Origin of the sequence: Flavobacterium anhuiense, from assembly GCF_004151235.1 — a bacterium.
GTDB lineage: Bacteria > Bacteroidota > Bacteroidia > Flavobacteriales > Flavobacteriaceae > Flavobacterium > Flavobacterium anhuiense_A.
Genome location: NZ_JUIV01000002.1, coordinates 248,416 through 261,293, shown reverse-complemented (window position 1 = coordinate 261,293; position 12,878 = coordinate 248,416). Strand labels below are relative to the sequence as shown.

General features: G+C 34.5%; 14 protein-coding genes. 12 read left to right on the top strand and 2 right to left on the bottom strand.

The features are described 5' to 3' along the window. Positions 1 to 10 precede the first annotated feature (10 nt). The 4 genes from NU08_RS03990 to NU08_RS03975 all read left to right on the top strand — a co-directional run bounded on the left by NU08_RS03990 (position 11) and on the right by NU08_RS03975 (position 3,605). Positions 11 to 343, top strand: a complete 333-nt coding sequence (locus NU08_RS03990; protein ID WP_129745960.1) for a hypothetical protein — start codon at positions 11 to 13, stop codon at positions 341 to 343. Between the two features lie 20 nt (positions 344 to 363). Further along, positions 364 to 663 (top strand): hypothetical protein, encoded by a 300-nt coding sequence (locus NU08_RS03985; protein WP_111368866.1) that lies wholly within the window; start codon positions 364 to 366, stop codon positions 661 to 663. 5 nt (positions 664 to 668) lie between these two features. Continuing rightward, complete coding sequence (locus NU08_RS03980) at positions 669 to 2,219, top strand: PepSY-associated TM helix domain-containing protein (RefSeq protein ID WP_129745959.1); 1,551 nt, start codon at positions 669 to 671, stop codon at positions 2,217 to 2,219. A gap of 273 nt (positions 2,220 to 2,492) precedes the next feature. Then, complete coding sequence (locus tag NU08_RS03975; protein WP_129745958.1) at positions 2,493 to 3,605, top strand: PepSY-associated TM helix domain-containing protein; 1,113 nt, start codon at positions 2,493 to 2,495, stop codon at positions 3,603 to 3,605. Positions 3,606 to 3,664: 59 nt separating this feature from the next. Here NU08_RS03975 and NU08_RS03970 read toward each other — a convergent pair whose 3' ends face one another. Both NU08_RS03970 and NU08_RS03965 read right to left on the bottom strand, forming a co-directional pair. Further along, the gene (locus NU08_RS03970; RefSeq protein ID WP_129745957.1) at positions 3,665 to 4,012 is read right to left on the bottom strand and encodes a toxin-antitoxin system YwqK family antitoxin; all 348 of its coding nucleotides are present in this window, start codon (positions 4,010 to 4,012) and stop codon (positions 3,665 to 3,667) included. Between the two features lie 211 nt (positions 4,013 to 4,223). Next, entirely contained in the window at positions 4,224 to 5,219 is a 996-nt protein-coding gene (locus NU08_RS03965) for a TlpA family protein disulfide reductase (RefSeq protein ID WP_129745956.1), read from the bottom strand. A 158-nt stretch (positions 5,220 to 5,377) separates the two neighbouring features. On the opposite strand from NU08_RS03965, the gene aspS reads away from it, so the two are divergent. The 8 genes from aspS (at position 5,378) to nuoF (ending at position 12,821) form a co-directional block, all read left to right on the top strand. After that, the gene (gene aspS, locus NU08_RS03960) at positions 5,378 to 7,129 is read left to right on the top strand and encodes an aspartate--tRNA ligase (RefSeq protein WP_129745955.1); all 1,752 of its coding nucleotides are present in this window, start codon (positions 5,378 to 5,380) and stop codon (positions 7,127 to 7,129) included. Between the two features lie 304 nt (positions 7,130 to 7,433). Next, positions 7,434 to 7,628: a cold-shock protein gene (locus NU08_RS03955; RefSeq protein ID WP_007137066.1), complete on the top strand. Its 195-nt coding sequence runs from the start codon at positions 7,434 to 7,436 to the stop codon at positions 7,626 to 7,628. 245 nt (positions 7,629 to 7,873) lie between these two features. Then, entirely contained in the window at positions 7,874 to 8,239 is a 366-nt protein-coding gene (locus NU08_RS03950) for an NADH-quinone oxidoreductase subunit A (protein WP_095929654.1), read from the top strand. Positions 8,240 to 8,388: 149 nt separating this feature from the next. Then, positions 8,389 to 8,937: an NADH-quinone oxidoreductase subunit B gene (locus tag NU08_RS03945; RefSeq protein ID WP_129745954.1), complete on the top strand. Its 549-nt coding sequence runs from the start codon at positions 8,389 to 8,391 to the stop codon at positions 8,935 to 8,937. 1 nt (position 8,938) lies between these two features. Then, a complete protein-coding gene (locus NU08_RS03940; RefSeq protein WP_129745953.1) occupies positions 8,939 to 9,460 on the top strand; it encodes an NADH-quinone oxidoreductase subunit C in 522 nt (173 codons plus the stop codon). A 21-nt stretch (positions 9,461 to 9,481) separates the two neighbouring features. Next, positions 9,482 to 10,720, top strand: coding sequence for an NADH-quinone oxidoreductase subunit D (locus tag NU08_RS03935; RefSeq protein ID WP_129745952.1), 1,239 nt, complete (start codon positions 9,482 to 9,484; stop codon positions 10,718 to 10,720). Positions 10,721 to 10,918: 198 nt separating this feature from the next. Continuing rightward, positions 10,919 to 11,449 (top strand): complex I 24 kDa subunit family protein, encoded by a 531-nt coding sequence (locus NU08_RS03930; protein ID WP_057115709.1) that lies wholly within the window; start codon positions 10,919 to 10,921, stop codon positions 11,447 to 11,449. Between the two features lies 1 nt (position 11,450). Further along, positions 11,451 to 12,821 (top strand): NADH-quinone oxidoreductase subunit NuoF, encoded by a 1,371-nt coding sequence (gene nuoF / locus NU08_RS03925; RefSeq protein ID WP_129745951.1) that lies wholly within the window; start codon positions 11,451 to 11,453, stop codon positions 12,819 to 12,821. The last annotated feature ends 57 nt before the right edge of the window (positions 12,822 to 12,878 follow it).

The following is a 12,878-nucleotide window of genomic DNA, read 5'->3' as shown; positions in this document are numbered from 1 at the left end:
TTTAATGATTATGATTACAATCGCCAGCCTTATTGTTTTCTTAGCTTTTTACACACTGTATTACACTTCGAAAAGAGCAGTGTTGTCCTATGATCTAGGTTTTGAAAAATGGATGCAGAAAAATCCAAAGCCAACTAAAATCATCGGATTAATGCTTTTGCTTTCTGCTTACGCAATGTGGCTTTTTACACAATCATTGGGTTGTGGCACTTTGATGTTTTTCATTCAGCTAATGACGGTGGGAAGCTTAATCATTATCCTTACTCCTTTAAAAAAAATAAACAGCAAGTTACTTTTGGCTTTACTCATTTTTGTTGCCGTAACTGAACTTTATTACAATTAAAATCCACTTTAAAATATAATATGCCAGCAAATCCAAAATATCTAAATCCTTCTTTTTGGCCTCGTTTTTCCAAAATTACTGCTGCAATCTTAGGCGGATACTTTGTTTCTGTTACTTTTCATTTGGCTTTAGCCGCTTGGTTTAGCCGAAAAGATGTATTAATCACAATGGCTTTCAGCGGTTTTATTCTTTGGGTAGCCTTAATGATTATTGCTTTCTTAGCCAAAAGCGGCTGGAAAATCTGGGGAGTTTACATTCTGCTGTCTCTACTTTTTTGTCTTTTCATTTATCTAGGTCAAACCTATAATACGGCACAATAATATTTATGAATAACCGTCATTACAATATCTATTTTCACACGCATACTGTCAGCGGAATCGTTATCAGTGTAGTTCTTTTTATAATTTTCTTCGCTGGATCTTTTTCTTTTTTTAGAGATGAAATCATCAATTGGGAAAGAAGTGAATCTACAGCAATCACAAGAGAAATCCAGTTAGATTATAATGATGCACTTCAGCATCTTGACAAAAAATATGTTTTGCACGGAAGAAATCTTACCATTTCTAAACCGTCTGTAGAAAATAGGGTTGCTGTATATATGGAAGGAACTAAAGATACCTTGGCTCCAAAAAAACAGCAAGCGGGAGAGTTCTTTTATCTAGACAACAAAAATTACAAAACCTACACTTACGAAGAGTCTTATTCATTAGGTGAACTTTTATACCGTCTTCATTTTTTAGCACAAATTACATATCCTGCAGGATATTATTTAGCTGGATTTACAGCTTTGTTTTTTTTGTTCGCCATCATAACAGGTGTTTTGTTACATTGGAATAAAATCGTCTCTAACTTTTACATGTTCCGTCCGAAAGAAAAATTAAAAACGCTTTGGACAGATGCACACACTGCTTTAGGAATGATTGGTCTGCCATTTCAATTTGTATATGCGGTTACCGGAGCATTTTTTATGATTAAACTCTTAATCGTAGCGCCAGCTGTAATGGCTTTGTATAAAGGAGATCAAGATAAATTATATAAGGAACTGGAATATACTGATCCAGATTATACCTTTGAAAATAAAAAACTGGCAAATCCATTTAACATTAACGAACTGGTTGCCAGAACTAAAAAAAACTGGTCCGATTTTGAAATTACTCGTGTTTTCATCCAAAATTATGGAGATGCCAATATGCACGTTTTGGTTGAGGGCGAACTTTTAAGCCATAAAAAATTTACAGGAATTGGAAAAGTAGTATACAGAGTTTCTGACGGAAAAGAAATTGCCAAAAAAGACCCTATTGCACAAACAAGCTATTTAGATGTTGTAAAAAATGTTTTATACCGAATACATTTTGGAGATTATGGCGGATATGCCTTAAAAATTGTTAGTTTCCTTTTAGGAATTATAACTTGTTTTGTCATTATCTCTGGAGTTATGATTTGGCTTGTGGCCCGACAGAAAAACAATATGCCAGAAAAGAAAAGACGTTTCAACGCTGCTGTTGTTCGTATTTACTTGGCGATTTGTTTAAGCATGTATCCAATTACAGCTTTGGCATTTATAGGAAGCAAAATTTTCTATCCTTTAAGCCAGTCTAATTTATATGCACTTTATTTTGGAGGTTGGCTCTTGCTGACGATCTTCTTTATCATTAAAAAGAATGACGCTTTCACCAACAAATTCTCTCTGATTTCAGGAAGTATTTTAGGATTCCTGATTCCTATCACAAATGGGATTGTTTCTGGAAATTGGTTTTGGAATTCTTTCATAGAAAACAAATTCCAGATTTTCTTCATAGATGTTTTTTGGATTTTCCTTGCTGGAATTTCTTTATACACAGCGTATCATTTAAAACCTAAAAAAGCAGTTTCTTAATTTTTAGCCACTAAGGCACGAAGGCGCCAAGTTTTTATTTAAAGCTACAGATTAGAAAAATGGAATGATTTTCTCTCGCAGATTTTGCAGATTAAGCAGATAAAAATATTAAAAAAACTGCTCAATCTGCAAAATCTGCGGGAAACAAAATCTTTGCGACTTTGCGACTTTCCGAGATTTTTCTTTGACCAACACTTACCTTTACAAAAAATGCTTTAGAAATATTTGCCCTATATAGATTTTGAGCATACTTTTACGCTTTTAATCAAAAAAATGGGATTCAAAACCAAAATACGATTTATACATAAATGGCTGGGATTAATTTCTGGGCTTATTGTTTTTATAGTCTGTATTACAGGTTGCATTTTCTGTTTTCATGATGAAATAAAAGACATTACCAGAAAAGAATGGCGTTTGGTTGAACCTCAAAACAAACCTTTTCTGCCACCATCTCAACTGCAGGAAAAAGCAAAAGAAGTCGTTCCTAATAACAAAGCCACCATGATCGCTTATTATGGAAAAAACAGATCGGCGATTGTTTATACTTATTCTGACAGGGGAAATCTTTACTTATATTTCAATCCGTATAATGGGAAATATCTGAAATCTGAAAATCCAGAAACTGACTTTTTCATTATTGTAGAATACATTCATTTGTATCTCCTTCTACCCGATTATATCGGAAAGCATATTATTGGCGGAGCAACCATAATTTTTATTCTGCTGCTGATTTCTGGAATTATACAATGGTGGCCAAAACGAAAAAGCGATATCAAAAGAAGCTTCACTATAAAATGGTCTGCAAAATGGCGACGCGTTAATTACGACTGGCATAATACTACTGGTTTTTACATTTCATTAATAGCTCTAATTTTAGCCATAACCGGACTTACTTTTACCTACGAATGGGTTGGCGACGGAATTTATAAATCTTTCAATTTTGGAGGAGAAAAAGCTTCTGAAACAAAAACGCCTATAATCGACACTACCTCTTTCAAAGCAAATTCGGTTACAGCAATTGACAAAGCATTTGTTCAAACTCAGAAATTGCGACCAAAAGCAGAAATGTTTTTTATAATGATTCCACAGAAAAAAGGCGATATTGTCAGCACAGGCGCTTATCCACATACGTTACGCTATGATCAGCAGAGTAATTATTATTTTCATCCGTCAAGCGGAAAATTAATCCAAAGCCAAACTTTTGATGAAAAAAGCCTCGGACTGCAAGTTGTCGAAATGAATTACGGAATACATACAGGACAAGTTCTAGATCTTCCCGGAAAAATATTAGCTTTTACCGTGAGCTTAATTGCCGCAGCTCTTCCTGTCAGCGGATTCATCATTTGGTTTGGAAGAAACAGAAAATCTAAAAAAGTAAAGGCATAAAAAAACCGTCTCATTAAAAAACGAAACGGTCTTTTTATAATTGATTTTTGAAATTATAATTAATTTCTGTTTGCTAAAGCATTTTTCTGTAAACTTTTAACTGAGTTTACTTTGTTGTCTACATAAGCAACTTCGCTCAAACTGTCTTCATTAAAGTAAATCCATTTTCCTGTTTTAACTCCGTCTGTGTATTCTCCAACGGCTTTTTTATTTCCTTTTTCGTCATAAGATACCCAAACACCGTCTAATTTACCGTCTTTAAAAAAGCCTTCTTGCTGCACTTTACCATTGTCATAGTAATACGTTGCTTTTACCTTATTCCCAGCAGCTTCTAATTCAGGCTTTCCTTCTTGTGCAACTACAATTCCAGAGAACAATATTGCAGCTAAAATTACACTCTTTTTCATATCTTTAGGTATTTAATGTTAAGAAATCTTTATCAAATATAGTTAATTGTTTACATTAAAAAAACTTTTACTTAACAATTTGGTAACATAGAGTAAAAACTTAACATTGGAAAAACCTATAAAACAAAAAAACCAGCGCTCAAGCACTGGTTTTACTGGTATTTTAGAAATATTTGAATTTTACGATAACGTTGTAAATTTCGTAAATAAATTAGTTCAATAATGCGCTAAGCTCTTTATCAAGTTCAGGATCAGACGGTCTTGATGCATCAGATTTTACAATATTACCTTGCGGATCTATTAAAATAAATCGTGGAATTCCCGTTACACCATAATTCACAACAAATTCAGATTCCCAATCTTTATCTGCAAATAATTGAACGCCACCCAATTTTTTATCAGTTACGAACTTTTTCCATTTTTCATTGTCTTTTGCTTTATCAATAGAAATACTTACGAATTCAATATTTTTTCCATGGTATTTCTCTTCAATCTTTTGCAAATAAGGAATCTCAGCTCTACAAGGCGCGCACCAAGTAGCCCAAAGATCAATATAAACATATTTTCCTTTTAGATCAGAAAGTTTTGTTTTTCCTCCTTTAAAATTTTCGTAGTCAAAACTTGGCGATGCTTTTCCAACCATTTTATTTGCCTTAGAAACTCTTTCATATTCTTCGGCAGCATATTGGTGAAAACTTTCAAAACTGCGCTTTAGAGCTGTTTTAAATTCTGGAGCAAAATTTCCTTTTTCCAAACTCTCTGTATCGGTCTTTAGTTTACCATCAAGCAAAGCAGTAAATTCGGTTGATTCTTTAGTAAAAGCATCTTTCTGAAAATTTTCATCTTTTAAAGCCTGCTGCGCCAAAAAATTACTTTCATCCACACCTTTACCTTTATATACAATCGTTTCATCAAATTCTTTGGCATTCATGGTTAAATTGACTTCAGAATTTGGCTTTAAATATAAATTAGACGATTCTGTTCCATCAGAAAAAACATAGAACCCCTGAGGAGCATCAAAAGTTGCTGCAAAAACCTCTTTTTTATCAATTGGAATTACTTGTTTGAAATTATCTCTTCCTTTAATAACCAAAGTATCGCTATTTCTATTGGCTATTTTAGCTGTGAACTTAATTGAACTTTTGCTTTGAGCAATAATATTTAAAGCATTAAAAAGCACTAAACCTGCAACAAAAAGTTTTTTCATAGGTATTAAGATTTGTTTTTAGATGAATCAAAACTAAAGAAATAAAAGCTTCGGATTTTCACAATTAACAATTTATTTGAAATTATTCTGAATCAACTTATCACTTTACTATATTATCTTGAATTTTGTATTTACTTTTGCAGTCTAAAATTTTGATTATGTATAGAAGTCATAATTGTGGCGAATTAAACGCTTCAAATATTAATACCGAAGTTACACTTGCGGGCTGGGTTCAAAAATCACGTGATAAAGGATTTATGAATTGGGTCGATTTACGCGACCGTTATGGAATTACACAACTTATTTTCGACGAAAGTCGTACCGATAAAACTGTTTTTGAATTGGCCAAAACTTTGGGTCGTGAATTTGTAATTCAGGTAAAAGGAACTGTTATTGAGCGTGAAGCTAAAAACAAAAATATTCCAACGGGTGAAATCGAAATTTTAGTTTCTGAATTAACGATTTTAAACTCAGCAATTACTCCTCCATTTACAATTGAAGATGAAACTGACGGCGGAGAAGACATCAGAATGAAATACCGTTATTTGGATATTAGAAGAAATCCTGTAAAAAACAGTTTATTATTCCGTCATAAAGTAGCGATGGAAGTTCGCAAATATCTTTCTGATTTAGATTTCTGCGAAGTTGAAACTCCTTATTTAATTAAATCTACTCCAGAAGGAGCAAGAGATTTCGTTGTGCCAAGCCGCATGAACGAAGGACAATTTTATGCATTGCCACAATCCCCACAGACTTTCAAACAATTATTGATGGTGGGCGGAATGGATAAATATTTCCAGATTGTGAAATGTTTCCGTGACGAAGATTTACGTGCAGACCGCCAGCCTGAGTTTACTCAAATTGACTGCGAAATGGCATTTGTTGAGCAAGAAGATATCTTGAATATTTTTGAAGGATTGACAAGACATTTACTAAAAGAAATTAAAGGTATTGAAGTAGATAAATTTCCAAGAATTACTTACGACTATGCCATGAAAACATACGGAAACGACAAACCGGACATTCGTTTCGGAATGAAGTTTGGAGAACTGAACGAATTTGCACAACACAAAGAATTCCCTGTTTTTAATTCAGCAGAATTAGTTGTCGGAATTGCTGTTCCAGGAGCAGGAAATTACACTCGTAAAGAAATAGATGGATTAATTGACTGGGTTAAACGTCCTCAAGTTGGAGCGTCTGGAATGGTTTACGTAAAATGTAACGAAGACGGAACTTACAAATCATCTGTAGATAAATTCTACGATCAGGATGATTTAGCAAATTGGGCAAAAGCAACAGAAGCAAATCCTGGAGATATGATTTTTGTTCTTTCTGGACCAGCAAATAAAACAAGAGCACAGCTTTCTGCGCTTCGTATGGAATTGGCTACTCGTTTAGGGTTACGTAATCCTGAAGAATTTGCTCCATTATGGGTTGTTGATTTCCCATTATTGGAACTTGACGAAGAAAGCGGTCGTTACCACGCGATGCACCACCCATTTACTTCTCCAAAACCAGAAGATATGGCTTTACTGGAAACTGAACCTGGAAAAGTTCGTGCAAATGCATACGATATGGTTTTGAATGGTAACGAAATTGGAGGTGGATCTATTCGTATTCATGATAAAGCAACACAGCAATTAATGTTCAAATATTTAGGATTTACCGAAGAAGAAGCAAAAGCACAATTCGGATTCTTAATGGATGCTTTCCAATTTGGAGCACCACCACATGGAGGACTTGCTTTTGGTTTAGACAGACTTGTTGCTATCTTAGGAGGACAAGAAACCATTAGAGATTTCATTGCATTCCCTAAAAATAATTCTGGACGTGATGTCATGATTGATGCTCCTGCTGCAATTGACGATGCACAATTGAAAGAACTTCACATTAAAGTTGACATTGCTTAGGCAGTAATATTCATAAAAATTTAAAAAGCCGCTGAAATTTCAGCGGCTTTTTAAATTTAACAAAATGTTAAGAAAAATCTTAGAGGAAGATTTTTTTGAATTATCAAATTCTTACAATTTTAATATTTTTATATTCTTACAATTAATGATTCGCAAATTATGCTATTTTATAAACAAATTGATGCAATAAACCGCGTAAAAACACTGTAAATCAATAATTTTTACAAAAAATTAACACGTATTTGTCTTTTGTATTATTTTATATGTTACATTTGTTTTATTATAAATTATTATTACAATTACAATGCGTACAGGTACAGTAAAATTTTTCAATGAATCTAAAGGTTATGGGTTCATTACAGACGAAGAAACAGGAAAGGACATCTTCGTTCACGCTTCAGGAATTAACGCGGAAGAATTACGCGAAGGTGACCGTGTAAGCTACGAAGAAGAAGAAGGAAGAAAAGGGAAAGTTGCTGCTAAAGTAGCAGTGATCTAAGAAAAATATAGCAATTATTTTTTTTTGCCTCTGAATGGTCTCAGAAGACGTCCCGAAAATATCGGGACGTTTTTTTTTGCCCAAATCTTAAAAAAATATTAAAATAACTCATTGTTATTTATAATGAATAAAAATTAGACATAAACACGGTTTACCCCCCTACTTAAATCCTTTTTTAGCTTGTGTTTTACAGAGTTCCAAGTTATCTTTGTGGCTCATTTTTTTTAAGTATAAAACCGAAGTTTATGCAATCTGATCAATACAGTTACATTCCTATTTTAATGCAGTTTATTCTAGCTGTTGGTTTTGTGGTAGGAACAATCATTATTTCTGGAAAACTAGGACCTAGAAGAACCTCTGAAGTTAAAGATAAAAACTTCGAATGTGGTATCGAATCTGTTGGTAACGCTCGTATCCCATTCTCTGTAAAATACTTCTTAGTAGCCATATTGTTCGTATTATTCGACGTAGAGGTAATCTTCCTTTACCCTTGGGCAGTAAACTTCAAAGACTTAGGAATTGAAGGAATGTTAAAAATGTTAGTTTTCATGTCTTTGCTTTTAGTTGGTTTCTTTTACATCATCAAAAAGAAAGCATTAGAGTGGGAATAACGATTTTAGATTTTAGATCTGATATTTAGATTTATCTAATATTGAGATTTAAAATTTGAACTCAAATTTAAAGTACTGATTTAAAAAATTGATTTTACCTTTTAAGATTACAAAAAATCTAAAATCTAAAATCAGAAATCTAAAATAAAATGAGCGATTCAAAAGTAAATATGGTTGCGCCGCCAGAAGGAGTTACTGGTGAAGGTTTCTTCGCCACAAAACTTAGTGATGTTGTTGGTTTAGCAAGAGCTAACTCATTATGGCCGCTTCCTTTCGCGACTTCATGCTGTGGTATTGAGTTCATGGCGACAATGGCATCTCATTACGATTTAGCGCGTTTTGGTTCTGAGCGTGTGAGTTTCTCTCCTCGTCAGGCAGATATGTTACTTGTAATGGGAACTATTTCTAAAAAAATGGCTCCAATTTTAAGACAAGTGTATGAGCAAATGGCTGAGCCTAGATGGGTAATTGCCGTTGGTGCATGTGCTTCTTCAGGAGGTGTTTTTGATACGTATTCTGTTCTTCAAGGAATTGACAAAGTAATTCCTGTTGATGTTTATGTGCCTGGATGCCCGCCAAGACCAGAACAAATTGTTGATGGAGTTATGAGACTTCAGGAATTGGTAAAAAGCGAATCTGTAAGAAGAAGAAGCTCACCAGAATACCAAGAATTATTAGCTTCATATAATATCTCATAAGATGGCCTTAGAAAATACCCTGATTCAAGACAAACTTGTAGAAACATTTAATAACGATGTTTTTAACTTTCAGCAAGAAAGAGATATTTTTTCTTTAGAAGCTTCGGCTGATAAAATCACGCCCTTGATTCTATTCCTTAAAAATGATCCGGAATTACGTTTTCACTTCTTAACAGATTTATGCGGAATTCACTATCCAGATAACGAAACAGAACGTCAGTTTGCAGTTGTTTATCATTTACACAACTGGTACGAAAACAAAAGATTAAAAATCAAAGTTTTCTTAAATGGTGAAAAACCAGAAATTAAATCGGTTTCAAATATTTTCTTGAGTTCAAACTGGATGGAAAGAGAAACTTACGATTTCTTTGGGATTAACTTTATAGGACATCCTCAATTGAAACGTATTTTAAATATGGACGAAATGCAGTCTCACCCAATGAGAAAAGAATTCCCATTGGAAGACAGCGGAAGAACAGATAAGGATGATAGATTCTTCGGAAGAACAACATCAAATTGCTAAAAAATAATTCAACATTATAAAATGTCAGAACTATTATTACCACCAGAGCATCGTTATGCTAAAATAATTAAGGAGAGACTAAATGAAGACGGAAGCGAACTTTCTGTACTAAATTTAGGTCCTACACACCCTGCGACACACGGTATTTTCCAAAATATCCTACTGATGGATGGTGAAAAAATTCTTGAAGCTGAGCCAACTATTGGCTACATCCATAGAGCATTCGAAAAAATTGCCGAAAATCGTCCTTTTTATCAAATTACACCTCTTACAGACCGTATGAACTATTGTTCATCTCCTATTAATAATATGGGATGGTGGATGACAGTAGAAAAACTATTGGGCATTGAAGTTCCTAAAAGAGCTCAATATTTAAGAGTTATCGTTATGGAGTTGGCTCGTATTACAGACCATATCATCTGTAACGGGATTTTGGGTGTTGATACTGGTGCGTATACTGGTTTCTTATACGTTTTCCAATTTAGAGAGAAAATCTACGAGATCTACGAAGAAATTTGTGGAGCTCGTCTGACTACAAATATGGGAAGAATTGGTGGTTTTGAAAGAGACTGGTCTCCAGAAGTTTTCAAAAAGCTAGACAAATTCTTAGAAGAATTCCCACCAGTTTGGGAAGAATTCCAAAACTTATTTGAGAGAAATAGAATTTTCCTTGATAGAACTGTAAATGTTGGTGGAATCACTGCTGAAAAAGCAATGGCTTACGGATTTACAGGTCCAAACTTACGTGCTGCAGGCGTTGATTATGATGTACGTGTTGCACAACCTTACTCATCTTACGAAGATTTTGATTTTATTGTTCCTGTTGGAAAATCAGGAGACACTTATGATCGTTTCTGTGTTCGTAATGCTGAAGTTTGGGAAAGTTTAAGCATTATTCGTCAGGCTTTAGAAAAAATGCCTCCTGGAAACGAATACCATGCTGAAGTTCCAGATTACTACCTTCCTCCAAAAGAAGATGTTTACACATCTATGGAATCTTTAATTTATCACTTTAAGATCGTAATGGGAGAAGTTCCTGTACCAGTTGCAGAAATCTATCACCCTGTAGAAGGAGGAAATGGAGAAATCGGTTTCTATTTGGTAACAGACGGAAGTAGAACTCCATATAGATTACATTTCAGAAGACCATGCTTTATTTATTATCAAGCATTCCCAGAAATGATTAAAGGTGCCATGCTTTCTGATGCAATTATCATCCTTTCAAGTTTGAACGTAATTGCAGGAGAATTAGACGCCTAACAGATTATAGATTTTAGATTATAGATTTTAGATTGCTGAATGAGGATGCAGATTTTAGAATTTAGATTTAAAATTATAATTAGGAATTGAAAAATTCAGATTGAAGAATCTAAAACTTAAACAATGATTGAAGAATCATAGATTGTAGACAAAGATTGAAAAAATCTAAAATCTAAAATCTGAAATCTAAAATTAAAAATGGAACGTAAACATTACAAACAAGAAATAAACATGACTGAGGCATTGATGAACCGCATCAATGAATTAATCAGTCATTATCCTGAGGGCAAACAAAAATCGGCTTTATTGCCTGTTTTGCACGAAGTTCAGGATGCACACAACAACTGGCTTAGTATTGAATTGCAAGATAAAGTTGCCGAGATTCTTCAGATAAAACCAATCGAGGTTTATGAAGTGGTTACTTTCTATACGATGTTCAACCAGAAGCCAATTGGCAAGTACATGTTTGAATTCTGCCAGACTTCTTGTTGCTGCTTACGTGGTGCCGAAGATTTAATGGATTATACTTCTGAAAAATTGGGCATTAAAATGGGTGAAACAACTCCAGACGGAATGTTCACTATTGCTGGTGTAGAATGTTTAGGTGCTTGCGGATACGCTCCAATGATGCAGTTGGGAGATTTCTACAAAGAGAAACTGACAGAAGAGAAAATCGATCAGATCATTGCTGATTGTAGAGATGATAAAATAATATTACACGATAAATAAGATGTCACAAAAAATATTATTAGATAAAATCAATATTCCTGGAATTAAAACCTACGAAGTGTATCGCCAAAATGGTGGTTACGCTTCTGTAGAAAAAGCTTTAAAAACACTTACTCCAGATGAAGTTACTGAAGAAGTAAAAAAATCAGGATTACGTGGTCGTGGTGGTGCGGGTTTCCCTGCCGGAATGAAATGGAGCTTTATTGATAAAAAATCAGGAAGACCAAGACACTTAGTTTGTAATGCCGACGAGTCTGAGCCTGGAACATTCAAAGATCGTTATTTGATGGAATTTATTCCTCACTTATTGATCGAAGGAATGATTACTTCGAGCTACGCTTTGGGTGCCAACCTATCTTATATCTACATCCGTGGAGAATATATGTGGGTTTTTAAAATCTTAGAAAGAGCAATCGCCGAAGCAAAAGCTGCCGGATGGTTAGGAAAAAATATATTAGGAACAGGTTATGATCTTGAACTTCACGTTCACTGTGGAGCTGGAGCTTATATCTGTGGAGAAGAAACAGCATTAATCGAATCATTGGAAGGTAAAAGAGGAAATCCTCGTATTAAACCACCTTTCCCAGCGGTTTCTGGTCTTTGGGCAAATCCAACTGTAGTAAACAACGTTGAAACTATTGCGACCGTGCCATGGATTGTAAACAATTCTGGTGATGATTATGCAAAAATTGGTATCGGACGTTCTACTGGAACTAAATTAATTTCTGCTTCTGGACATATCAAAAATCCTGGAGTTTACGAAATTGAATTAGGATTAAGTGTTGACGAATTCATGAATTCTGATGAATATCTAGGAGGAATGTCTTCTGATCGTCCACTAAAAGCATTTGTACCTGGAGGTTCATCTGTGCCAATCTTACCTGCTGATTTGATTTTCAAAACAGCAAACGGCGAAGATCGTTTAATGACTTACGAATCTCTTAGCGATGGTGGTTTTGCTACTGGATCTATGTTAGGTTCTGGAGGATTTATTGTTTACAACGATACAGCTTGTATCGTTAGAAACACTTGGAACTTTGCCCGTTTCTACCACCACGAATCTTGCGGGCAATGTACGCCTTGCCGTGAAGGAACAGGATGGTTAGAAAAAATCTTATGGAGAATCGAAAACGGTCAAGGCCGTGAAGAAGATATCGAATTATTGTGGAGCATTCAAAGCAAAATTGAAGGAAACACAATCTGTCCACTTGGTGATGCTGCTTCCTGGCCAGTAGCTGCGGCAATTCGTCACTTTAGAGATGAGTTCGAATATCACGTTCGTTTCCCTGAAAAAATCAAAAATAGAGATCACTTTGTCGCTGAACCTTTTTCACAAGTAAAACATTTAGTTGGCGGTAAAGTAGTCGTATAATATAAAAAGCAGAAAGTTATAAAGTTCATAATGTTAAAAAGGACAGCAATTCTTTTC